The organism is Methylomonas sp. HYX-M1 (assembly GCF_040741385.1).
Classification (GTDB): domain Bacteria; phylum Pseudomonadota; class Gammaproteobacteria; order Methylococcales; family Methylomonadaceae; genus Methylomonas; species Methylomonas rhizoryzae.
Genome location: NZ_CP160405.1, coordinates 2,916,005 through 2,940,717, shown reverse-complemented (window position 1 = coordinate 2,940,717; position 24,713 = coordinate 2,916,005). Strand labels below are relative to the sequence as shown.

Here is a 24,713-nt window from a genome sequence, read left to right as displayed (position 1 = left end):
GTATGTGTGGTATCGCCGCAATAGTATCCAACCAAAACGTAAACCAAGAGCTGTACGACGCGCTCACCGTCTTGCAACATAGGGGGCAGGACGCCGCCGGCATCGCGACTTGCGACGGCTCGCGCCTGCATTTGCGCAAGGAGAACGGCTTGGCGCGCGACGTGTTTTCCGCCAAGGAGATGCTCAAGCTCAAGGGTAATATGGGCATCGCTCATGTGCGTTATCCGACCGCCGGTTGCACCAGTTCCGAAGAAGCGCAGCCTTTTTACGTCAATTCTCCGTTCGGCTTGACGCTGGCGCATAACGGAAATCTGACCAATACCGAAGAGTTAAAGATTCAGGTGTTCGTCGACGACCAGCGGCACATCAACACCGATTCGGATTCGGAAGTGCTGTTGAACGTGTTTGCCCACGAATTACAGCAAACCGGCCGTCTGACCTTGACCGTGGAAGACGTATTCAAAGCGGTGACCATGGTGCATAAACGTTGCCGCGGTGCCTATGCAGTGGTGGTGATGATCGCCGGCTTCGGCGTACTGGGTTTTCGCGACCCGCACGGCATTCGGCCCATCATATTCGGCGAGCGCAAAAACGAGGAGGGCGGTTCGGACTACATGATCGCGTCCGAAAGCGTGGCGCTGGACGTGCTGGATTTTCGCTTGCTGCGCGATATTTCGCCCGGCGAAGCGGTATTCATCGAGGCTAACGGCAAGCTGCACGTCAAACAATGCGCGGAAAAAACCAACCACAGCCCTTGCATTTTCGAATACGTCTATTTTGCCCGCCCGGATTCCATCATCGACAATATTTCCGTATACAAGGCCAGGATGCGGATGGGTAAAAAACTGGCAAAAAAAATTCTTAAGGATTGGCCCAATCACGACATCGACGTGGTCATCCCGATACCGGATACCAGCCGTACCGCCGCGCTGCAAATCGCCCACGAACTAGGCGTTAAATTTCGCGAAGGTTTTATGAAAAACCGTTATATCGGCCGTACTTTCATTATGCCCGGACAAAAAATGCGTAAAAAGTCGGTCAAACAAAAGCTCAATGCGATTTCCTTGGAGTTCGCCGGCAAAAACGTATTGCTGGTGGACGACTCGGTGGTCCGCGGCACTACCTCCGAACAAATCATTCAAATGGCCCGCGACGCCGGGGCGCGCAAAGTCTATTTTGCCTCTGCGGCGCCGCCGGTGCGCTACCCTAACGTGTACGGCATCGACATGCCGGCCGCGCGCGAATTGATTGCCCATGGCCGTAGCGAACTAGAGGTTTGCAAAGCCATAGGCGCCGATAAACTGATTTATCAGGATTTGGAGGACTTGATCGATGCGGTCGGCAAGGGCAATCCCGGCATACGCCAATTCGATACCTCTTGTTTCAGCCGCGAATATGTAACCGGCGACATCGACGACGACTATTTGGCCCGCATTGAAGCGTTACGCAACGACGGCGCGCAGGAACTGCGCAACGGCTCCAACACGATTGCTCAAAAATAACGGCGGTAAACGATGACAGAATTCGAATGGCAAGATTACGCGCTGGAAACACAGGCAATTCGGGCCGGTCAGCGTCGCACGACGGAAGACGAACACAGCATTCCCATCTTCGCTACTTCCAGTTACGTATTCGACTCGGCCGAACAAGCGTCCCTGCGCTTCACCGGCAAGCAGCCGGGCAATATCTATTCGCGCTTCACCAATCCGACGGTATCGGCCTTTCAAGAGCGTTTGGCGGCGTTGGAGCAAGGCGAACGCTGCTTGGCGTTCGCTTCGGGCATGGCGGCCATCATGGCGGTAGGCATGGCCTTGCTGAAAGCCGGCGATCATGTGGTGTGCTCCCGGTCGGTATTCGGCAATACGGTTTTGTTGTTTCAAAATTATTTCGGCAAATTCGGCGTCGAAAGCGATTTCGTCGATTTGACAGATCCGTCTGCCTGGGAAGCGGCGATCAAACCGAATACCCGGTTTTTATTTTTGGAAACGCCGTCCAATCCGCTGATAGAAATCGCCGATATTCAAGCATTGGCCGACATTGCGCACTGCCACGGTTGTTTGTTGATCGTGGACAACGTATTTTGCACCCCCGCCTTGCAGAAGCCTTTGACCTTGGGGGCCGATTTGGTCGTGCAATCGACGACCAAATATATCGACGGACACGGCCGCTGCGTGGGCGGTGCGGTCATCGGCAGCGCCGAGCTGATCGACAAAGAAATCTACCCCTATCTGCGTACCGGCGGCGCGACCATGAGCCCGTTTCACGCCTGGGTATTCTTGTCCGGTCTGGAAACCTTGGCGCTCAGGATGCAGGCCCACTGTGACAACGCCTTTCAGCTCGCCAAATGGTTGGAGCAGCAACCCTCGGTGGCCAAGGTTCACTATCCGGGGCTGGCCTCGCATCCTCAGCACGCATTGGCGAAGCGGCAGCAAGGCCATTTCGGCGCCGTGGTCAGCTTCGAGCTAACCGGCGGACAAGGCCACGCCTGGCGCCTGATCGATTCCACCAAGCTGCTGTCGATCACCGCCAATTTAGGCGACGTCAAAACCACCATCACCCATCCGGCGACTACCACCCACGGCCGCCTGAGTGCACAAGCTCGGGCGCAAGCCGGCATCAAAGATAGTTTGGTCAGAATTTCGGTTGGACTGGAACATTTGGACGACATCAAAGCCGATTTGCTGCGCGGTTTGTAATGCCAGGCCGGTACAAAGTGGGCGCATCGCCCGGAAACTATAACCTTGCCGCTTTGTGCCGAACCAAGGGAAAGACAGCCCGGTAAAGTTTTTGTCTATTGACTAAGCGCACCCTTCTGGGGCCAAATATGTGCTGCTTATCCCGACTGTGAAGCGCTAGACAAAACTTTCCTGGTTGCGGGCCTGCTACTTGCTTGAGGCTGCGAATGCCGTTGCGGAAGCGAACCGGATAGTCGTTTAGGTTTGCACCGGAAAGTGAGGAACAAGCGCCGTTCGTGGAGGCTAGTTGCGCTGGTCCATGGTGTCGTTGCATGCGAGGCGGATGGCTATAGCGGGTAGCCGGCCTTGGTTTGGGTTTTCTGCGCAATGTGTTGCAAGGCGGTCTTTTCCGAATGAGAACAGTCGTTCTAGTCCCCATCCACCTGGATGCGCTTTACGTCAAGCAAGGGCGCCGAGTCGCCGAGCCGGGCGCCGATTTTTCCCGCTTGCCGTATTTCGACGGCACGCGCGACGTCAACAGTTCGATTGCCTGGCTTAGCGAAGCCGTCGTGACTCAACCCTTCCAGGACCGGCATTTCTTTCTGGAAAAGGGCATACACCTGCATTGGGCGTTTCCGGCGGCATTGACCCGAGGCGCCGACGGCGGCGGCTTTCCGGCGTTGCCGGATCGCTGGCTGATTACCCAAGGCCGCGAACGCGGTGGACGTAGGCAAATCGAAAGCCAGTGGATCGTGGAGAGCAACTATCTGTTCCCCGAGGACGATTCATCGCAAGACCCTAAGCATCGCAGCATCGCTTACCCGTTTTGGAGTGAGCAAGACGCGCAAGCAACTCAGCAGCGACCGTTTCGCCGCATGGGCAGAGCGATACCACTCAAGCAATGGCTGCAGCAAGACAGAAGCCGCAACGACTATCTGAATCCTCCCCCTAGCGCCGTCGGTTACGGCGAGCCGAGTTTCGCTGCGTTTTACCCCAACTGCCACAGCGTGTTCGGGTTTTACGATCCGCGCTTCGCCGCCGGCATGCCTGACGGCTTGTATTATCAAGTCATTGGTTGGTACGACGATGGCCGGCACGACTACTTGCAAATCTTGCTGCAGCAGGCCAGAGCCGGGCGCTCGCAGGACGAAACCGGCAAGGATTTGATGAGCAAGGTGCTGCGCGACAAGCTGGATTGGACGGTCGGCAACGACCCGCCGGCCGACGCCTTGCTGGCCTGTTGCGGTCAGCTGGATTTCAGACCGGACAAGGAGCAGGAGCCGGTGTGGACCCCGCAGCTGGCGGACCCTAAAGTCAATTTCGGCGCGACGCTGAGCGAAGCCTTATCCTGCTTCATCGCCTCCGAACTCGGGCGAGAAGAAAGTCAGGACCAACGGCCGTTCGAAGCGATTAAAGCCGAAATCGAAGACCAGCTGGAAGCGGCGATGCTGGCGCCGCAGTTGGATTACCGCAAACTGGATTTGGCTGCGAAGTTTGCCGAAGCCCGGCATGCCGGCGGCTTTGTAGGTGTGCATGCCGGTTTCCATTGGTCGGTCAGGCCGCAATCGGCAGCGTCCGCCGCTACCGGTAACGACGAGGTGCAACCGGTAGCGCTCTGGCCGGACGTTGCCAGTAGCTTGGCCGAGTTAAACACTCTGCAGCGCGCTTACAACGCCGCATGTGACGAAATAGATGCGATGCGCCGGCAGTTGTATGCCGATTGGTACAAATACATGCTGAGCGTGTACCCGCCGGAGAACGACGAAGCCGATTATCCGCCCATCGCGCAAATCCGCTATTACATCGAGCACCAGTCCTTGCCGGCGCTGGAAAAAAAACTGGCGCAAACCGGACAGCTCGAGTTCGACAGCCAGTCTGCGATGCCGGTTAGAGCGAGTGGTGCACCGCACACCATCGCGATTCGTATACAACGGGCCGTTCTGGGTTTGATACAGCAACTGGCCGAACACCACGACACCAATCCGCAATCGCACTACGTGTTGCAACCGATTGCCGACCCGCGTTATTGGCGGCCGACCGAGCCGGTAGTACTGCTGACCGGGGAAATGGTGGATACCGAAGACTGGCATGCCCGTAGCGCCGAGTTGGATAAAGATAACAAACTGATCTGCCACACCCTGGACATCGGCCGGGAAACTTTGGGCGAAGTGGTCGAACGCCTGGCGCAAGACCTAGACGCCAGCGGCAAGTTGAAACCGGTCATTTGGCGTGAGCAGCCCTGGCATCCCTTTTTGCTGCATTGGGAAGTGGAGCTGACGCCGTCCAAACATCTGGGTAATTTGGCAACCTCCGGCAGAAATTATGCCCCTGAATTCATCAGGCGCAATTACACGCTGAAACGTAACGCGCCCGATCTGACCCCTAAAATCGACGAGCCGGCGCTGGCGCAAGGCGCTTATCTGTATAACGGCGCATCGCTGTTAACGCCCCAGGCCATCGATTTGTATGTGGAGCGGCTTAAAGATTATCTAGACAGGTTGGACCAACGCGAGCGCCGCGGCGAACTCGGCCGCACCGCGCTGACTAAGGCTACCCGCGACCGCTTGCACAAAGCCATGGACCAGCTGAAGTCGCAACGATTTTTTTGTCTGGCGCAATCGCTCAGCGGGTTTAACGACGCGTTGCTGATGCACAAACAAACCTTGCAGCTGCCGATAGACGATCCCATCGGTTTCGCCGATCAGCGCCGGTTTGCGGCGCGGGTTAGAGCGGCGGTCGGCGATCAGATTTTCAGCGCGCCTCAGCCTTACGACGATTTCAGCCCCATCCGCAGTGGCGAATTAAAAATTAAACGCTTGCGTTTGATCGGTACCTTCGGGCGGATCAAGGATTTCGATTGCACGGAATGCGGCAGCGCCAATGCTATGCCGGCCAAAACCCGCGACCGTTACGCCAGCATCGTTTTGCCGCCGCGACTGGTGCAGCCGGCCCGCCTGCAATTTCGCTGGCTGGCGGCGCAAGACGGGCAAATGGAAACGAATGCGCATCCGGACAGCTCGCCGATTTGCGGCTGGGCCTTGGCGAATACCTTGGATAGCAGCTTGTTTTTCTACGACGCCGAGGGCAAGGCGCTAGGCTATCTGCAGCGCGATGCCAGCCGTTTCGTGCGCTGGCGTTCGGCGCCGGGCCTGCAGCCGGCCGTCGTGCAACTAGAACAAATCGGCAACACCCATTTGCGGCGCTTGATCGGCTTTTTACTGGCGGCTTCGCCGGCTTTTTTCGATCAGTTGCTGACCGATCTGGTCAACGCGCAAATGCTGATCGAACCCGAACAGACCGCCGACGCCTTGCTGCTGGGCCGGCCCTTAGCGTTGGTACGTGCCAGCTTGAGCCTGGAATTGCAAGGGCCGCCGGCCACCCATCAAGGCTGGAACGAGTTTCGCACCAGCCTAACTCAGCACAGGCCGATCGACGACCAGTTTACCGCCGTTAAATTCCCGATCCGCTTGGGCGAGCAAGATCAATTGAACGACGGCCTGACCGTGTACTGGCTGGAGGACGAGCAGGGCGGTTATCAAGACAACGCCTACGTGATTCCGGTTTACGATCCGGCGACCGCGCCCGGTTCCGCACTTAAGTGCGATTTTTTGTATCAATCGGTAAACGACGCGCCGCTAACCGTCGGCATGCTGATCGATCCGCGCGGTCTGGTGCATGCCAGCAGCGGTATTTTGCCGGTCAAAGCCATCCAGATTCCGCCGCACCAGTATGCCGCCGCGCTGCAGCGCATCGAAACCATGCTGTTGAGCGCGCCGGTGCTGGTCGATCAACGGGCGGACGCCAGTCGGCCAATAGGCTTGCCGGTGTCGGACGCGCCCGGCATCACTTGGTCGTGGATAGACAAACAAGGCCAGGATTGGACTAGCGTACCGATCAGCGCCGGTGGTTTGTACACGCCGTTTACCGCCACCCCGGAACTGCGCGAGGGCTGGCTGAAATTAACTCCCCATCCCACTGACGACGAAAAAACCCAAGGAGCTGAGCAACCATGACCGACCTGGATTTGTTGTTGCATTTACCGTTGGACGAAATTCACGGAACGGCGCTTTACGATACCACCGATGCCCGTCGCAACGGCGTGGTGCATGCCGCAGCCACGCTGACTGATCCGGAATTCGGACTGTGCCTGGAGTTGACCGGCAATCGCGACTGTTACGTGGAATTGCCGGTTCTGGGCGACGTTGCAGCCGCCAGTGAAGCGTTAACCTTGATGATGTGGATCAAGCCGATGGCGTTGGAAAAAAACCTGTGTTTGCTGCAGATGCCCGATCCATTTGCCGGGCCGGACCGCATCTGGGCATTTAGCCTTAAGCGATTGGCGGACGGTGAACTGATGCTTTTGGCATTCGACGGGGTAACCGCTAAGGGTAGCGGCATCAGCGACAGCATCTACGACGTACGCATCAAGACCCGCGACTTCGAATGGGTGCACGTGGCTTGGGTCAGAGCGCGCAACGGCGATGTCAGAGCGTATTTGAACGGAATCGCCGCGAGCGATTTGCAAAGCCAACGCTCGAATTTCGAATGGCAAAGCGCTGCGCCCGCTGGCATCGACGCTACCAAGCAGCCCGGCATGCTGGCGCGATCTACGCCGGTCAGCGAACAGATTGGCGAAGCCTTCGCCGGCCGCATGGCGCAGTTTCGGGTATACAAGCGGGCCTTGTCGGCTGAGGAAATTAACTGGGACATGGAAGCCGACAGGCCGGTGGCATACCGTTACCGCATCACTCACCCCTTGGACTTCGTGCTGGAAAATCGCGATGCCGACCCGACCCTGTTTATGGACGATCATCCCGACGGCCAAAAAATGTATTTGCGGGTGCAAAACGTCTCCAGCGCCGAATTGCATTTGGCACCGCTGCCGGCGGATGCGCCGAACGCAGACAACTGCCACTTCGAATTGACTTTTCGCCCCGGCGCTATCGCCCCCGGCGAACTGGCCAAGATTACGCTGGAGGGCAATCCGCCGGACTGGAAAGTCGGCTACAAAACCTGGACCAGTCCAACCGACGGCGATTCGCTGTATTTGTTGTGCACAAAACCGGGGCCGATTCCTAAAGCCGGTTTGATACTGGGTTTGGAGCACGTACAGGCGGATTTTCGTTACGGCACCCGCAGCACGCTGGTCGACTTCGGCTACCGTAATTTGCAAAGCGGCGGCGGGGAAACCGTCGCCGGCGGAACGCAGCAAAACCTGAATTTGGTCAACCATTTGGGGCGGCGTAACATCCCGCTGCACGTCGGTTTCGCCGGCAGCAACGTATTGCTGAACAATAGCGGCAGAAGCCAAACGCCGTTGCGCTTGCGGGTGACCAACGTGGTGCCGGATCAAGCCTTGTTCGACGACGCTCGCCCGCGTCCGGGCAGCGGCGTGATGCGCTTCGACGCAAATTCGCAATTCATACTCTCCTTCGACGAAGCCGAAGGCACCGATTGGGCGCTGACTACGCCGGACAAACTAGGCGCCATCGAGGTGCGCTACGACAAGGGCAAGGTCGGCGAGCAGTCGCCTATGGCGCAACGCATCGCCGGCTCGCAGCAAAAGCCGTGGCAATGGCTGTTGGATTTGGCCGATTTTCAACTGGAGCCGGGCGAATATTTGGAAATCCGCTTGGACAATGTCTCGGCGACCGGTGCTTACGGCCATTCCAACCTGTATTTGGATTACCGCAACATACCCGGCTATTGGGACGGCCGCTTCACCTGCGTCATCGATAAGGCGCCGTTCGCTTGGGTGGATAACAGAGTCGGCATAGGCGTGACCCCGCCCAGCGCGGAACTGGACGTTAAAGGCACTATCAAGGCGGACAATTTGTTCATTTCCCGCCGGCCACCGTTGTCGCCGATGCAACTGGAAGCGGGCTGGCAAATTGCGGACGAGCAAAAACCGCAGTATATGGTGGACGCATTAGGCATGGTGCATCTGTTCGGGCAGGCTTTTTATCAGTTGCCGACGAATTGGCCGGAAAAAGAGGAGTGGTTGAGGAAGTGGCAGAATTGTCTGACGCTGCCGGGGTTGTGCGCGCCGGGGCCCAACCGGCAATTGCGCTTTCCAAACCGGGTGCAATGCGTGATCGCCGGTAGCCCGACACCGACGCAAATATGGAGTCTTTTGTATTTGAACGGCGATCCGTTGCGGTCGGCAAGCTTGGGCGTCAGCATTAACTCCGTATTTTCACAGGCAATGCTCAATGCCATGTATCAAGTGCATGTGTTTTTAGACGGCATTACTTACCCGGTTGCGGGTTGAACCCCGATTGCGCAAAGGCCTATTTAGACGACTGATACCAAGTAGTGAGTAAGCGGATAATGAAAAGAAGTTATGACGACGGTGATGATGATAACTCGCAAGACAATCCTTACAAGAAATTTAAACCTCGCAGCTATAGTAAAACTGACCGATCTGCAAAACCGACAGGTATCAATCCTGCCGACTTAGGAACAGCGGACCGCGATGTTTATGACAAGCTTAAATTGGTAAACAAAGATCACCCGCTATGGACTTGGTTCGACGGTGATGGCAGAACGGCGCTTAACAATGTGGTAACGGATACGGTAGATGCCGACACGTTCAATAATTTGAAAGCCACTTATGTGAGAGCACAACAGGAAAAGGATGCGCGCGATGTCATCAAAAAAGCCAACGAGGATGTAATAAAGGCCGCTTTAGCCCGCAGTTCGTCGCCGAAAGCTAACGACAAAGACAGTTTTATCATCGCCTTCATGAGCATTGGTTCGGGCGATTGTATTTTCATGCGCACCCCGGCTGGAGATACGGTAGTCATCGATTGCGGCCAACGCAAATCGCCGTCAGATCCGAATTATCAGACCACGATTAGCGATGTGTTGGTTGGCCCGAATTTTTTGAATGGTCGGAAGAAAGAATTGCATACTCTGATCTTAAGTCATCCCGACTTGGATCATTACAACGAAGTAACGAGGATAATAGAACCGGTGGTCAGCAAGGTAAATAATTTATTTTTCACCATAAAGAAGAGCGATTATGCTGAAAATAAAACCTTCGACTATATGGACAAGGCCGGTATCGTCAATCGAGTGTCTATTAATACTGCTCAGGTCAGTTTGGAATCGAGTGCCGGAGACGACTGGAAAAAATTGTATCCGGTAACCGGAAAATCGATCCGAGTCGTCAATGAAAGCAGTTGCAGCATCGATTTGTTAAGCGGCGAGGTGGTCAAGGCTTATGCCGACACCGAAGCCAATGCCGCCAGCATCGTTACCTTGGTACAAGTCTATGGCCGAAAAATTTTGTTATGTGCGGATGCGACTTACTCCACTGAAGATTTTCTGACTGCAAACCATACCAACTTGCTTAAGAATGTCGACCTTATGGAATTGGAACATCACGGTTCCGGCACCGAGCACGCAGGGGATAACTTTGTGAAATTAGTGAATCCTTATTTGGCCGCTATTAGTTCCGGGCCGCACGAAGGCGATACCAACCCGCGTTGGAAGACCGTAGAAAAGTATGTAAACGCGACGAAATTGAGCGGCAGAACCACAGCGTATCGTTTGTGCAACAGCATGGATGAACACGATATCAAATGTGGAGGAGATGACGGCTGGCTTGACATGGCGGGTAGCGAATGGCGCAAAACCTATAAAGCCTTCGGGGTTTATTCAACCGACAGCAACGGCCATTTGTATTTCACCATCAATTCCGCCGGCGATTTGATCAGGGAAGTGACCGAAAAAAAGACTCGGACTATCTATAAAATTTCCAAAACCGGGGCGTTTAGCAAGGATGTCGTCAACATATGAGGTTGACCGGTCGAATGCGCGTTTGTAGCTGGGGTGTATCGACTCATCCCGACTCTATTTCATCGATTCGCGGCTGCCGCCGGGAGCGCTTATGAATACCGAGGAACTTTACCGGCGTTTGCTCGCCGACGGTAAATTGCCGGGGGGAGAGGCCAGCTTAACTTTGGACAAAGCCTATCTTGCCGGCTTATCCAGCGCGCAACTAAATACCGATAAAGTTCGCGATAGCGTCGCCGGCTATTTCCCGCGCGGTACGTTGCGTCTGAGCCGGCTTGCCGTCGTCAATCCGCCGTCGACCGGCGGGCGCATCAGCCTGCAAGGCTGGGGCAGCGAGCCGCCTGTAAACGGTATGGCAGTTAGTTTTGAACTTTGGTGCGAGCCGGTCGGCGGCGGTTACGAATTGCATTTGTCGCTGACCGCCGGTTTAAAACCGGAAGACAATTGGACCTTGGCCGGCGGTTTCCCGTTCTATCTGAACTCGCTGTTGGCCGATCTGGAATTTTCCGCGCCTAACCAACAATTTCCGTTTCTGGTGTTGAATTCGCACGATAACGACGAGGCGAAACGCCCGGCCGGCATGCTGTTCAACGGCTTGTTGGCGGCGGATTCGGTCAAGGGCAGCAATCCCCGCTTGTTTTTCAGTTCGGCAGCCGAGGGCAAGTACTTGCCTCTGTTCGGCAGTATCGCCGCGTTCGCGGAGGACGAAGAACCTACGGTTGTCGCGCCGTACGTGTCGTTGTACGGCGGCTTGCCGCAAGCGCCGGATGCGCCGCTGGGCGGTTTGTTTGCGGTCGAGAACGTGCAATACGTGCTGAAAGCCGCGCCGCGCTTCAGCACTGCGACCGGCCAGCGGGAGCCGTCCTGCAATTTGACCTGGACCGCCGATTTAGTGGTTGAGGTGCCGGCCGGCAATGGCGGCGAATCCCACCGTTATCAAATTCCGCTCGGTGCGGAGGTTTATCAGGCAGAAGGCGCGCTGCGTTTCTGGTCCGATCTCAGTGAAGGCATGGACTTGGCCTGGGACGTGGTGGCCGGTTTCGTGCCCGGTTGCCGCCTGTCGTTGCCGACCAGCGATTTTCAGCCAAAAGGCTTGGTCACTCTGACCAAATTGGAACTGTTGGCCCAACACAAAAGCGACGGAAGCTTCGAACTGGATTGGGTCAGCCTGAATATCGAAACCAACCAGGACACCAACCGCTGGGTATTGGTGGACAACGTGCTGGCGTTGAACGCCATCGACATCGATGTGGTGATCAGAAACCCGGCCACCCGGCCGGGGATCAATCTGGCCTTGTCCGGCTTGTTCGGCATAGGCAAAACCGGGGTGTTGCGCCTGACCGCCGATTTCGATTATGCCGGCGGGGAGACCGATTACGGTTTCAGCGGCCAGTTGATCGACAACAGCGAAATCGACATCATCGAAATCCTGGATCATTTCGTCGGCCAAAACCAACATCCGCAATTGGAAAAATTGGCGGTGCGGGATTTCGCCTTTTCGGTACGGCCCAAAGCCAAGCTCTATCAAGGCGAAATCCAACTGGAAGGGGTCTGGACTATTCCCGAGCTGCCATCCTTCGCCTTGCGCGGGGTGTTTTTCAAGCTCAACCACGCCGGGGAAACCCACACCGAATTTCAGGCCGTCGGCTCCTTCGATTTGGCCGACGCCCGCTTGTTCGTGGAGGCGGATTACGTCAGCAACGGCAGCGGCTGGAGCTTTGCCGGCGGTACTTACCAGCAGAGCAAGATTCCGGCCGGCCAATGGTTGGTGGGAATAGGCGAGCTGTTGAAGCTACCCGATGCTGCGCAGTTGCCGGGGCCGGTGCGAGAATTGCAGCTGTACAACTTGGGCGTCAAATTCAACACCGCAACCCAAGATTTTTCATTTCACGCCACCGCACAATTCCCGATAGACGGTCAGGTGGGTAGCACTAGTTTGGCCACATTGACCGTGCGCGCCGATCTGACCAAAGTGCCGGAACAAACCGCGCACAACTTGACCTTCGGCGGATCGCTGCACGTGTTGCAGCGCGATTTCGAAGTCGGCTTCGGTAGCTACGCCGATGGTACCAGCCTGCTGGTGGCGTCATACAGTAGCGCCGGTGCCGATAAAGTGTATTTGCGCGCCTTCGTCGCCGAAATTTCCGAATCCGTCTCCAAGCTGATTCCGGCCGACATTCATATCGGTCTGGATCACGTGCAACTGGCTTTCGGCAAAACCGGCGAGGTCAGCAAGTTCTTGTTCGGCATGGAATTGCAAGCCGGCTTGGAGCTGTCACAGTTGCCGCTGGTCGGCGCCGCGTTAGGCCGTAGCCAAACCTTGAATGTGGTGTTCCAGCTGTTGGCTGGCAGCGCCGATTTCGAGGTCGCCGAAATCCAGCGCATCAACGCGCTGAGTGCCGATACCGCCACCAAGCTGGCGGAAACCAAGTTCGATACCGCCAGCGGCAAGGTCAAAGTCAATGCCGCCTTGCGGATGGGCGAGATTTCCGAGCAATTGGATTTGCCGCTAGCCACCAACATCGAGCAAGCCGCCGCCAACGGACAACCGGCCGGCTCGACCGCGCCAGCTATCGCGGCTAGCGGCGCGCAAGCGCAGTTGGCGGTTAAATGGTTCAATCTGCAAAAGAATTTCGGGCCGGTGCATTTTCAGCGCTTAGGCATAGGCTTGTCCGGACAAAACCTGGATTTTCTGCTGGATGCCGCGCTGATGGCCGGCGGCTTGAGCATCAGCTTGCAGGGCTTGGCCGCCGAGTGCGCGCTGAGTGCGCTGAGCAGCGGCGAGTTCAAACCGACCTTCCATTTGAACGGACTCGGCGTGGATTTCAGCGCCGGCGCCTTGAAAATAGGCGGTGCGTTGCTGCGTATGGCAGAGGGCGAATACGACGGCGCACTGAGCATAGGCTACAACAAACTGGCTATCGAAGCTTTGGGCGCTTATCGTACGTTGAAAGACCCGGCGACTCAGCAAGAACATCCGTCGTTGTTCGTTTACGCCTTGATCGATTATCCCTTGGGCGGCACGGTGTTTTTCTATGTGGAAGGATTGGCTGCCGGTTTTGGCTACAACCGTACCCTGAACATACCGCAGATCGATCAAGTGGCTGAATTTCCGCTGGTCAAGCAAGCCATTTCGCCGCCCAGCCCGCCGAGTACGCCGATGCAGGTGGTCGAGCAGCTCAGCGCCGCGATTACCCCGGCCATCGGCGAGTATTTTCTGGCCGTCGGCGTGCGCTTCAATTCGTTCAAGAATATCGAAGGTTTCGTGCTGCTCAGCGTGTTGTTCGGCCAGCATTTCGAAATCGACGTGTTGGGCAAGGCTACCTTGATTGCGCCGCCGCGTCAGACCAACACCGGCAAGCCGCCGCTGATTTCGGCCAGCTTGGCCTTGATCGCCCGTTTTGTGCCGGACGACGGCGTGCTGATGGTGATGGCCAAATTGCTGCCGGATAGCCATGTGTTTTCCCCCGATTGCCACATCACCGGCGGCTTTGCCTTTTATTGCTGGTTTGCTAATCATAAAAATAAAGGCGATTTCGTATTGACGCTGGGCGGTTATCACAAGGATTTTAAGGTACCCCCCCATTATCCGCTGGTGCCGCGCATTGGCATGAACTGGCAAGTCGACGCCAATTTGTCGGTCAAAGCCGACGCCTATTTCGCGCTGACCCCGTCAGCTTTGATGGCCGGCGGGCATTTGCAGGCTGTTTGGCAACGCGATCACCTGAAAGCCTGGTTTATTGCCGGGGTGGATTTCCTGATCGGCTGGCAGCCTTACTTTTATAAAGGCGAAATCGGCGTCTCGATAGGCGCTTCCTACACCTTTAAATTCTTCGGCTGGCACACCGTCAGCGTGGAACTGGGCGCGCTACTTATTGTGTGGGGACCGCCGTTCTCCGGGGTCGCCAAGGTGCATTGGTTCGTCATTTCGTTTGACGTAACCTTTGGCAACCAGCAGCGTCCGGTGCCGCAAGCTTTGACATGGTCGGAGTTCCAACAATCGTTTTTACCCGCCACTGCCGACATTTGTGCCGTGACGGTGACGGCGGGCAAAGTGGCACGTCCGGCTCAAGCCGACCAGCAAACTAACAGCAATTCGGCGACCGATTTAGGGGCGATCAATCCGCGCCAATTGGTCATCACGGTTAATTCGGCGATACCGATTACCCAGCCGGAAGGGGCTTTGCTCGGCGCGCCGGTTGAGGCCCCCGGCGTGGTTGAGCCGGTGTTGGGCATAGCGCCTATGAATAAAGCGCGGGTGGCGTGGGATATGCACCAAGAGATCATTATCAAGTTCGGTAGCGACGATGTCAGCCGGAAATATTTTCAGGCCGTGCCGATTCGGCAAGCGGTGCCCGCGTCGCTATGGGGCGAGAAAATGGACCCCGCCGAGCGGCATCAAGACCTGTTGCAAAACGCGATTTGCGCTTACGAAATTCGGGTGATCAATCCGATCAAGGCACACGCCGAAGAGGTCGAAGTCGCCGGCGGCACCGCGGACCCGCACCGGCAACGCTTGGTTCCGGCAAGTTCGAACGTATCCCAAAGCTTTATTCCGGCTGAGGATCAAAAAGGCCGGCTGGATAAGGTGAAGACTACTTTGCAAGCTCCGACGGTGAGGCAAGCGCGGCAAAACGTGCTGCAGGGCCTGTATGCCGGCAACGACGGCGATTGCAGCAGCGTGACGGTAGCGTCTTGGCTGAGCGAGCCGGTGTTGATGGAATGGCAGAAGGCTGGCGCGGTTTCGCGTCCAGCGGCATAGGCAGATTGGCTTAGAACAGGAGGATCAAAGTATGGCGGAAACGACGTTCACCCAAGATGCCCAAACCCAATACTTTTTACGCAAAGAGCACCGGCCCACACTGCCGGCAGGTGCTTACACACTGGTCGCAAATTGGCGGGTGGCCGTCGACCAAAAAACCGAAGTTCAACACGACAGCAAAGTCGAATTTTGGGTGGCCGGCGAGCGTTTCAGTTTGAATCCTGCCGACATTCATTCGGTGTACCCGCCGCAGGGCGGGCGCGGCAGTTACGAAAACAGCTTGCCGCACGTGATGTTAAGCCGGGACACGCTGCCGTGGGAGCGCAGCGCCGAGCGCGGCAGTCACGCAAACAATTTGCCAGCGACGGGCAAGCAGGCCGACGACGACGGCAAAGCGCCTTGGCTGGTCTTGTTGTTATTGCACGAAGCGGAAGCCCAACAGAGCAAGGTCTACACCACCACCTTGGGGAAGCTGCCGCCGCAGGCCAGAGAGTCAGAGACAGGCGAGCATCTCTCCGGCCAGCACGATTCCGATCCGGTTCAGGCCATTGATGTGCCGGCGCAGATTCTGCACGACTGCATGCCGGACCTCGACGAGCTGAAGCTGCTATGCCACGTGCGCGCCCGGCAGGTCGACGGCCAGGCGATGGAAAGCGTGGCGGTTGTACTTGGAAAACGCTTGCCGGCCAAGGGCCGCAACACCGTGCATCTGGTTTCGGTGGAAAATCGCTATCGCAGCCACGATTTCGACAGCGGCGGCCAAGCCGGCAGCACCTTGGTGGTGCTGCATAGCTGGAGTTTTAGCTGCGAATGCGCCGACCACCCGGAGAGCGAAACCTTGGCCGGTTTGTTTTCACGGCTGGGTTCGGGCTGGTTGCAATTGCCGCCGGCCTTGAATCCGGATGCCGAACGCTATCTGAATCGAGGCTTGGTGCCGCTGCAGCACACATTTCGCAGCGGCGAGCGCGGTGTCTCCTGGTACGCCGGTCCGCTGATTCCGCCGCGCTCTTTGCTTGCCGCGCCGCTAGCGGTGAAATTGCCGGCGGCCTGCGCCGATAGTCTGCTGGCTTACGAAGCGGAAATCGGCATGCTGACGGTCGGATACGCCGCGGCATGGGAACTGGGCCGCTTGCTGGTGTTGCAAAACCGGCGCATTCTGGGCGCGTTGCAAAAGTGGCGCCGGCAGCAAATTCACCACGCCCATGCACAAGCGGCGGCGGCCCCTGGCAGACCCGGCAGCCACTTGCCGAGTGTGCAATGCGCTTGCGTTTGCGAATGTCCGCAGCCGCCTGAGGAATTGACGCAATGGTTACAGGATTTACAGAAATTCAAAGGCGTACCTCTGAACTATTTGTTGGCGGACGAGCGCATGCTGCCGCCGGAATCCATTCGGTTTTTTACTGTCGATTCGCTGTGGATGCAAGCTCTGATCGACGGCGTCTTCGGCGCGGCGCGGGTGCCGTCCACCCATCAAGCCTGTTGCGAAGACGGCGAAGCCGCGCTGTCGGAGCAGTTCGCCAATAAAAAACTGACCGGCTTTTTGTTGCGTTCCAACATCGTGGCCGGCTGGCCGGGGCTGCAAGTCTTTGTGACGGCTGCCGATCAAACCCGCTTGCCACCTTACCACTACGCGCAGCTGTCGCCGGCCGTCGCTCTGTACTTGTTCGAAGACGAATTTACGGCTTTGACTATTCAGCAGACCCCGGACATCTTGCATATGTCGGTGGAAGGACAATTGCAAAACCCGCAAATATGGAAGAACTCGTCCCTGCGGGTACTGCAATTGAAGACCTTTAACCAAGATTCCTCGCATTTACTGGCGCGCCAATTACTCGGAAGGATGCAAAAATTCGAGGTGGCGGTGCAGTGGCGCTAACCATCGGTTTGATAAGCAAGTTTGCCCTTTGTTTACCGGCAACTATTTAGCCTTGGCACAAATTCCCGTCGGAGGGGAATGCCGCCTCTTTCTTTGTAGACGCTGAATAGTTGTTTTGCTATCGATGCGGCTGCGGCTAGAGCTTAGGGAGCATGCAGAGGTTCGGTCGAAGCGCACGGCGTCAATCTTTCGCTAACTGCTACTGCGGTGAGCTACCGGCTTTTGCTCTTGCTTTTAAGAGTTGCGACTAAGGCGTCGAACCGATTCGATGCCTTGTCGTCGGTCAATTCCACGCAAGCGGAGAATTGATTTTCCGTGGCGTCGACCAGGATTCCGCGGGCACTGGACGGCACTTGATCAATGGCCGGCGCGGCTTTGAAATACTCGTCGTCGCGATGGTTTTCGATGGCTTCGAAATCGCTTTTGCCCAGGCACAGTGTGCCAATAATGCTTTTGATAATATCGACGTGAGAAATACTTTAGATCAATTGTGTGTTAGATGACTTAAGCGTTTTTGGTAAATAACATAGTTTTTCGATATTTTATACTCCTCTGTCTAGCCATGTGTTTGCACTTTTTGTGGCGTCCGCAATTACGCACACTCGACGATGAAATAGCTTCATAGTTCGCACTTCAATTTTCTGTTTTGATCAACATCTCTGCGCCTTGCGCTCATATTGATTGATCGGCTCCAAATCATAGGGTAGGGGTGATTGCCGAAATTTGAGGTGCGGCGAGTATGGTTTCACCAACACGCACGATATAATCCGAAAAATACCGCTCATTCGGTCGTCCGCTGTAATTCAATGTAATCATCCGTAATGGATATGTTGTTCAAGGCAGATAACAATAGACTCTAGTTATACGGAGTCTTTATTGTCTAGGTAAATTTATAGCCTTGATGTAAACAATATACCTATTTGGAGTAAATAATGAAAATAGATAAACTTGCAATGACATTACTTGCAGCTAGTGCTTCTTTACAAGCGAATGCAACCAATATTAATGACTTACTTTTAAAGCAGTCACCCGCATTGCTTTCCGATAACAGTGCCGAATATTTAATTAACGTCGATGACAGTGTTAATGCGGCGGGCGGCGCTACCTTAACAAAAGGCGATATTTTGTTCGCAATTGTAGGTTTCAATAGCATAGGTGGAACGAATATCGGTTCCGGCACCAGTATTAACGAACTCACAGCATTTGCCGCGGTAAAAGTGATGGATGGGCGAGATGTTGATTTAGGACCGTTAGGCCCTGACGATCAGGATGGCCCGCAAAATGTCGACCTTTGGCAATACCGGCTCGGTGCTTTGGAGGCTAACGATAGGGCTTATTTTGATTGGTCTACGGGCAACATATTAGGCGGTATGTATACGTTCGATGCTGCAAAGTTAGGCGCGCAAAACGACGGAATTTTTGTCGGGGCCTTATACGAAGACAGCGCGAACGACTATGGCCGGGACGGTTTCGTGCAAGATGGCATCAATAGCGCCACCAACGGGGAGCTTAGGCTTACGCTTGGCTTATCCGGGCCTAACGATTATTTCAGTTCAATTGCGCCGCTGAATGTGGATGAATTTTTGTCTGTCGCCTATGCAACCGCAATTACTAACACCAATCTCGGTTTTCAAGTCACCGTATTAAACGCCACATTCCCGGGGCTTGATATTGGCAAATTTGTGACCGGCGGCAACGGTGGTCTATCCAGACCTTCCGGCGATAGCGAGTTTCCGATTTTCGATAACCTTGATTGGACTATTATCGCCAGTCAACCCAATCCGCCGCTTCCTGAACCGACTTCCTTGGCTTTGTTGGTGATAGGCGTTTTGAGTATGGCCGTATATTCTCGGCAAACATCGGTGGGATAAGCGCTTTTAGTTCAATAGGCCTTTTTTATAAAGGCCTATTTCCGGTTTTTAGACATTTAGAGCGAAATATTTAATAAAAATAGGTTAAGGTATTCTATTCTGGAGGGAATAATGGTGAGTATTTTCCTTCCATACGTTCTCCTCGATAAATATCGAAAGAAAACGGAGCTAGGCGAATGCTGCCGCGCCGGCGTTCAATAATTTCGACGGATTTATTTTTATATAATAAGCGAGAAATTTGTTGTCTGGCCCTGAATATGTAAATGTTTACATGCTGGATATTAACGCCTAACATTTTTGCTAGTTGTTCTACCTCCAGCCAACCTTGTGCGGTCGAGTCTATTTTTGCCGAAACATCGGTAAGACGTTTGCGGGCTAAGGTTACGAGTAAATAATGGTGTACGTATTCTCCTAACTGATATAGCTTGCCGGCATAATAAAGCTTGACTTTAGTATGCTCTTCGTCCGTACTAATAAAAAACGACATGTGTAATTTTTCTGGGACTGGGCTTTTTATGGTGCCGTTATTTTTTTCGGCGATTTTATCAATCTGAATATTAAATTTTTCACCTTCAATATTTAATACAATGTTGTTTTTGACGCTTCCGGTTTCTGTAATTGTCTTCAATATCAATTTTAATTCTGTTTGTAACGCCGCATTTTGAGATGTAAGCGTATCGTTGCGCGCTTCTATAATCTGTTCTTTTACGTCGCTATCAATCAAGCTCACGGGCGTGAGATTTTTAGCTTTAGGGCCGGAGAGGTCTGTCACGTGCCACACGTGATTGTCCGTAGAACCAAATTGCAACTGTTGTCCGCTTCGCAAGGCGATGCAATTACCCTTCGGGATTCGTTTGCCGTCCAGGTAAGTTCCGCATTCACTTAAATCAATTACCGACCAGTTTTTCCCATTCCAGTGGAGTAATGCGTGCGAAGGACAGGTTGTGTCTTCGTAAAGAAAGGCATTCGAAAGATTCGCATTGCAGCCAAACAAATGCGTTTGTAATAACTCGACATTTTCACCAGTTTCTTTATTCAATAAAATTGCCATTGTGAAATCTATTCGTTAGGGTTATCAAGATTAGGATGTGACTGTCAATATTGGGTCGATGTTTAATATAGTCCGCGCCGGACTCTGTTTAGTTTTAGCGTTTCCACATTTCATCCGGAACAATTTTTATAACTATTCAGCTAACGAGAATTAGCCGGTAAGTATGTCAATATTCACGCATCGAGCGGGTGACATAAAAAGCGTGCCACCTCTGCTCAACGGAGGAATTCGAATAGTGCCGACTTTTAATTAATGTATATTGAATAACAGCGTTCCCAGGCACAATAGTGTTGCGGAATCCGGCTTACGGTTTCAGCGGCGTTTACTATCCGTTCAATCTTACGGCCAGCATGGTGCGCTATTACCGGACGCAAGGTTTCAGCACAACATCGGCTTCTCGTTCGCTAATTGCAAATTTGTTGTTATATCGCTATTTTAGCGAGCATATTGGCCGAGGTGCTGTATCGCAGCGACATGCTATAGTGAAATCGACTCAAGCCGTTTAGCATTTTGTGCACCTGCTTTAAGATGTTAGAATTTAAAGTATTGACCATCCTCAACAAAACCTTTCGTGCTTGCTTGTCAATTTAAGGGATTGCCGAACATGGAAAAATTCATCAACCAGATTATCTCCCGAGTTGAGCAAGACATTTACATTCAAGCCCATGGTCAATCGGATCATAGAGCGTATATCCAACAACTGGCGGAAGAATATGGGTTTAGCCGTTTTAAATTGCAGCGATTATTCAAACAGCAAACCGGTTTGGTCCTCGTCCAATTTATTTTGCAAATGAAGCTGGAGTTAGCCGCGGTATTTGTTTGCCATACCCGGATGTCGTTGCTGGACATCGCCATTAACATGGGGTATTCCGGGCAGCAAGCGTTTACTCGCGCATTCCGCCGCCGTTGGGGGCAAACACCGCAACAAATGCGCTTGGCGGCAACGCATAAGTATCTGCAATTACTCAATGAAACGGAGATCGGCTCTATACCGGTTCGCATCGTGCCTGTGAAAAAAAACCGAATATTGTGGTACAAGCGCTATTTCGGACCTTACGAGGCGTCGCTCAATCATTGGCCGAAATTTCGTGCGGAACTCGAGCGCTTGGGAATCGATGGTTCCGGTCAGTGTTATGGGTTGGTATTCGACGACCCCGATATAACTGCGCCGGAAAATATCCGTTACGGCTGCGCCATCGACCCGGTTCCCGGTATGAAATTGCCCGATTGTTGGTCGGAATTCGAAATGCAACCTTCCCGCTTTGTGGTTTTTACTATTCGCAGTACTTATTTGGAGTGCTTGATTCGCTTAAGACCCAGAGTCATTGCTTGGCTGGTCGACAATCGGGAAAGCTTCGGCACTTCCGGCGCGTATCAATGCTTTGACGCCATGCCTTCCGGGGACTATACGCAAGTGCGCGATATGGAGTTGCACATCTCGCTCGCCAATTAAAGGCAAGGGCTTTATGCTTCGCTCATTTGTGGAGGAATCAGGCTATGGCAAACGGTAAAGCATTGGAGTTCGGCGGCCACGCCTTGGTGTGGTCCGGAGACTGGACGCCGGCAGGCGCGCGCAAGGCGATTGGCGGCGCGGCGCGCTCGGGCTACGACTACATCGAAATTGCCTTGCTGGATCCGTGGAAAGTCGACCCCGTGCTAACCAGGGATTTGCTGCAGGAGCACCATCTGCGGGCGCATGCGTCCCTGGGCTTGTCCGCCGCGACCGACGTGAGCAGCGCCGATCCGGGCGTGGTTGCCAAAGGCGACGAACTATTGCGCAAGGCCACCGACGTGTTGCATGCGATCGGCGGTACCGAGTTGTGCGGAGTCATTTATTGCGCGCTGGGCAAATATCCCGGCCCGGCGTCCGGGCAAAACCGGGCCAACTCGATTGCCGCCATGCAACGTCTGGCCGATTATGCCGGCGAGAAAGGCATCAACATCAATCTGGAAGTGGTCAATCGCTACGAAACCAACATCATGAATACCGGACTGGAAGGCTTGGCGTTCTTGGACGAAGTCGATCGGCCCAATGCTTATCTGCATTTGGACACCTATCATATGAACATAGAGGAAAACGGCATGGAACAGTCGGTGCTGGCCGCCAAGGACCGGCTGGGTTACGTGCACATCGGCGAAAGCCACCGCGGTTATTTGGGTACCGGCAACGTCGATTTCGATAGCTTTTTCAATGCGCTCAAGCGGATCGATTTTCGAGGACCCATCACGTTCGAATCGTTCTCGTCCGAAGTCGTGGATCCCAAGTTATCCAATACCTTGTGCGTATGGCGCAACTTGTGGCACGACTCGGACGATCTGGCCGGTAAGGCCCTGGCATTCATGAAACAACGTTATCCGGGCTGAGCGGGCTGTCGCTTAAACCGGCGTCCGCCCGGCATTGATTATGCCGGGCAATCTCGATTGAAAGCGTTTACCAAACTTGGCATTTGCGGTTGGGGTTCATAGCCGAATTTTTCGGGCAATTGAACGCCGCGGCGAATTCCGGCCGGTTGCTTATCGGGCCTATCACCCGCTGACGGGGCGGAGCATAGCGCTGCCAAGACCGGGAATACGTGTATTCGTCCATTTCCGGACGGCTGATGTTGCAAAAACTTTGCGCGAAGCTGACGAAAAACAATTGTTGCGCCGACAGGGTCAGATTGCCGATGGTGTATTGGCTGGTGGAGTCGCCGGAAGTGATGAACGCTTGATAGGCCAGTTTTAGGCCGTTGACGTCGGACAGATTTTCTTCCAGGGTCGGTTTACCTTTAACCTTCAGCGTTAGGTCGGGGACCCGGTAAGCGTTGTATTGACCAACCAGACATTGGCTGCGCTTGTTAAAGCTTTTGTTGACTTTTTTCGGCCATAAATAGCCGGCGCGTCCGTCCTCCAGAAAATAGCGGCCTTCGTCGTCGTAGCCGTGCATGACTTCATGGGCGGCGACGAATCCCACTGCGGCATAGTTGACGGCATCCGGATACTCGGCATCGACGAAGGGTTTGCGCAGCAACCCGGCCAACAAATGGATTTGGTTTTTCAACGGTTGATAAAACGCGTTGACCTGCTGTGGGCCCGGACCATTGTATTCCCAACTGTTTCTATCTACCGTTTGGCCGTATAAGGCGAATTCGCGTTGAGCGAGATCGGCACGCGCGCTGATGACGTTGCCGAGAAAATCGTTGCTGTCAAAGCCCAATAGCGCATATTCCGGCCATTCGGTCGGATAGGCGAATTGGGCCGTCAATGCATCCAGCTTGAGCTGTGTGGCGGTCAACGCATCTTCGTTCAACCAAACAACCGTAGGCAGTCGGCTGCGGAATTGGCTTTTGATGTTGTTGAAAATCGACTGGGTCAAATTGGCTGTGGTCTGATAATCCTCGGTTGCCTTAAGCAGTTGCCCGGTTTTGTCGCTCAGTATCGTGGAGGTGATGCGCAAACAGGTTTTCCAGCGCGGAACGCTGATCAGGTACTGAAAGTACGGACTAATCGAATAGCTTTCCGGCAGATAGGGACGGTAACTTGAGATCAGCGTCCAGCGCAAATAAGCCTTAAGGCCGTCCAGCGGGGTTTTGCGCAGCACTTTGGCCAAGGCTCTCAATAAGCTGGGCGACGAATACAAATGGGTGATGCCTTGCATTTGCGTAGCTTCGAAATAAGCCGACCACGGAAAATAAGGAGCGGATTGATCCAATACCTGCGGCGCGCCGTAATAATCTAAATCTTTAACTGTGCCGAACAACCCGTGGTGTTTGCTGAGCACGGTTTCTATCGCCATGATTTGCCGGGTGTGGCGCGCCGCCTGTTCCGCCGTTTCGCCCAGCAGCAGCAAAATGTTTTGAATGTCGTTGGCATTGGCTGTTTTTAGCTTGTTGTTGGTTGGAGATTTACGGGTATAGATATCGCCGTCGTAAAATCCGGGATCGCCGGCCGTAACCAACACGCTGTAGCGGCTGGCGTCGAAAAGATCGGGAATGACGGTTGCGTTCAACAAACCCAGGACGCCGATCTCCCGCAATTGCCCGGCGACTTGCATGAACTCGGTTTGGTTTTTGATGTGGTCTATCGCGTCCAAATAAGGCTGCAAGCCGGTTATTGCGCTGCTTTGCAGATCGTCGTCCAGGCAGGATTGAAAAAACGGGCCGACTTGGTCGTTGAGGCTATCGCCGCTGGGATACAGCTTGGCAGCGGTTTGAAACAGCGCATACAGCTTGTCTTCGACAGCCTGGTTAGCCAGGTCGAAGCCTTTGATCAATTGCAATTCGTCGTCCGCCAGTTGATGATTGTCCAGCCAGCCGCCGCAGGCGTAGCGATAAAAATCCTGACAAGGATCGGCATGGGGATCCATCGTTTGGGCAATCGACGTTTCTATAGTCTCCGCGCTAGGTTGGTTGCCGATAAAAATTGCAAGTAGGCCCAAAGCCAAAATCCATGGTTTCATTGTGATGCGCTATTTTGTTGAGTTACGGTGGGATGTGTATGATTTGTTGCGTTTGGCGGACAAGTTTGCGGCAATTGCCGATGGCGAATATTCTACCGGCAAAGTTATAGTGTCAGGTTACATTTTCTCGCTTTGGGCGTGCGGAGTGTAATGCGGGCTGCGCCGATTCCATAGATGTGAGTATTCCGGTTTTTCAATCACCTATCGGTTTCAATGAGGATTGTGAGTGACAGCATGCGC

At 54.4% G+C, this 24,713-nt stretch carries 12 protein-coding genes; 10 read left to right on the top strand and 2 right to left on the bottom strand.

All coding sequences use genetic code 11. From position 1 onward, the window contains the following. The first annotated feature begins 2 nt into the window (after positions 1-2). The 8 genes from purF (at position 3) to AB0A83_RS13185 (ending at position 18,984) form a co-directional block, all read left to right on the top strand. Complete coding sequence (gene purF / locus AB0A83_RS13220) at positions 3-1,502, top strand: amidophosphoribosyltransferase (RefSeq protein WP_150049147.1); 1,500 nt, start codon at positions 3-5, stop codon at positions 1,500-1,502. 12 nt (positions 1,503-1,514) lie between these two features. Continuing rightward, positions 1,515-2,696 carry an O-succinylhomoserine sulfhydrylase gene (locus tag AB0A83_RS13215; protein WP_367154422.1) on the top strand — a complete coding sequence of 394 codons (1,182 nt, stop codon included), beginning with the start codon at positions 1,515-1,517 and terminating at the stop codon, positions 2,694-2,696. 392 nt (positions 2,697-3,088) lie between these two features. After that, positions 3,089-6,688, top strand: a complete 3,600-nt coding sequence (locus AB0A83_RS13210; RefSeq protein WP_367154421.1) for a hypothetical protein — start codon at positions 3,089-3,091, stop codon at positions 6,686-6,688. Further along, positions 6,685-8,946, top strand: coding sequence for a LamG-like jellyroll fold domain-containing protein (locus AB0A83_RS13205; protein WP_367154420.1), 2,262 nt, complete (start codon positions 6,685-6,687; stop codon positions 8,944-8,946). Before AB0A83_RS13210 ends, AB0A83_RS13205 begins: the two co-directional genes overlap by 4 nt. Before the next feature lie 59 nt (positions 8,947-9,005). Further along, complete coding sequence (locus tag AB0A83_RS13200; protein WP_367154419.1) at positions 9,006-10,478, top strand: ComEC/Rec2 family competence protein; 1,473 nt, start codon at positions 9,006-9,008, stop codon at positions 10,476-10,478. Between the two features lie 91 nt (positions 10,479-10,569). Continuing rightward, complete coding sequence (locus AB0A83_RS13195; RefSeq protein WP_367154417.1) at positions 10,570-15,237, top strand: DUF6603 domain-containing protein; 4,668 nt, start codon at positions 10,570-10,572, stop codon at positions 15,235-15,237. 31 nt (positions 15,238-15,268) lie between these two features. After that, positions 15,269-17,113: a hypothetical protein gene (locus AB0A83_RS13190; protein WP_150049135.1), complete on the top strand. Its 1,845-nt coding sequence runs from the start codon at positions 15,269-15,271 to the stop codon at positions 17,111-17,113. 932 nt (positions 17,114-18,045) lie between these two features. Continuing rightward, a complete protein-coding gene (locus tag AB0A83_RS13185) occupies positions 18,046-18,984 on the top strand; it encodes a hypothetical protein (RefSeq protein WP_367154416.1) in 939 nt (312 codons plus the stop codon). A 94-nt stretch (positions 18,985-19,078) separates the two neighbouring features. Here AB0A83_RS13185 and AB0A83_RS13180 read toward each other — a convergent pair whose 3' ends face one another. After that, positions 19,079-20,035 carry an FHA domain-containing protein gene (locus AB0A83_RS13180; protein ID WP_367154415.1) on the bottom strand — a complete coding sequence of 319 codons (957 nt, stop codon included), beginning with the start codon at positions 20,033-20,035 and terminating at the stop codon, positions 19,079-19,081. A 604-nt stretch (positions 20,036-20,639) separates the two neighbouring features. Here AB0A83_RS13180 and AB0A83_RS13175 point away from each other — a divergent pair. Both AB0A83_RS13175 and AB0A83_RS13170 read left to right on the top strand, forming a co-directional pair. Next, positions 20,640-21,488: a helix-turn-helix domain-containing protein gene (locus AB0A83_RS13175; RefSeq protein WP_150049129.1), complete on the top strand. Its 849-nt coding sequence runs from the start codon at positions 20,640-20,642 to the stop codon at positions 21,486-21,488. 44 nt (positions 21,489-21,532) lie between these two features. Next, positions 21,533-22,399: a sugar phosphate isomerase/epimerase family protein gene (locus tag AB0A83_RS13170; protein WP_150049127.1), complete on the top strand. Its 867-nt coding sequence runs from the start codon at positions 21,533-21,535 to the stop codon at positions 22,397-22,399. A 67-nt stretch (positions 22,400-22,466) separates the two neighbouring features. Here AB0A83_RS13170 and AB0A83_RS13165 read toward each other — a convergent pair whose 3' ends face one another. Then, complete coding sequence (locus AB0A83_RS13165; RefSeq protein ID WP_150049125.1) at positions 22,467-24,473, bottom strand: M13 family metallopeptidase; 2,007 nt, start codon at positions 24,471-24,473, stop codon at positions 22,467-22,469. Positions 24,474-24,713: the final 240 nt, after the last annotated feature.

Bases quoted from the DNA above. Each gene is read 5' to 3' on its own strand.
- purF (WP_150049147.1), top strand. From the start codon at position 3: ATGTGTGGTATCGCCGCAATAGTATCCAACCAAAACGTAAACCAAGAG.
- AB0A83_RS13215 (WP_367154422.1), top strand. From the start codon at position 1,515: ATGACAGAATTCGAATGGCAAGATTACGCGCTGGAAACACAGGCAATT.
- AB0A83_RS13210 (WP_367154421.1), top strand. From the start codon at position 3,089: ATGAGAACAGTCGTTCTAGTCCCCATCCACCTGGATGCGCTTTACGTC.
- AB0A83_RS13205 (WP_367154420.1), top strand. From the start codon at position 6,685: ATGACCGACCTGGATTTGTTGTTGCATTTACCGTTGGACGAAATTCAC.
- AB0A83_RS13200 (WP_367154419.1), top strand. From the start codon at position 9,006: ATGAAAAGAAGTTATGACGACGGTGATGATGATAACTCGCAAGACAAT.
- AB0A83_RS13195 (WP_367154417.1), top strand. From the start codon at position 10,570: ATGAATACCGAGGAACTTTACCGGCGTTTGCTCGCCGACGGTAAATTG.
- AB0A83_RS13190 (WP_150049135.1), top strand. From the start codon at position 15,269: ATGGCGGAAACGACGTTCACCCAAGATGCCCAAACCCAATACTTTTTA.
- AB0A83_RS13185 (WP_367154416.1), top strand. From the start codon at position 18,046: ATGAAAATAGATAAACTTGCAATGACATTACTTGCAGCTAGTGCTTCT.
- AB0A83_RS13180 (WP_367154415.1), bottom strand. From the start codon at position 20,035: ATGGCAATTTTATTGAATAAAGAAACTGGTGAAAATGTCGAGTTATTA.
- AB0A83_RS13175 (WP_150049129.1), top strand. From the start codon at position 20,640: ATGGAAAAATTCATCAACCAGATTATCTCCCGAGTTGAGCAAGACATT.
- AB0A83_RS13170 (WP_150049127.1), top strand. From the start codon at position 21,533: ATGGCAAACGGTAAAGCATTGGAGTTCGGCGGCCACGCCTTGGTGTGG.
- AB0A83_RS13165 (WP_150049125.1), bottom strand. From the start codon at position 24,473: ATGAAACCATGGATTTTGGCTTTGGGCCTACTTGCAATTTTTATCGGC.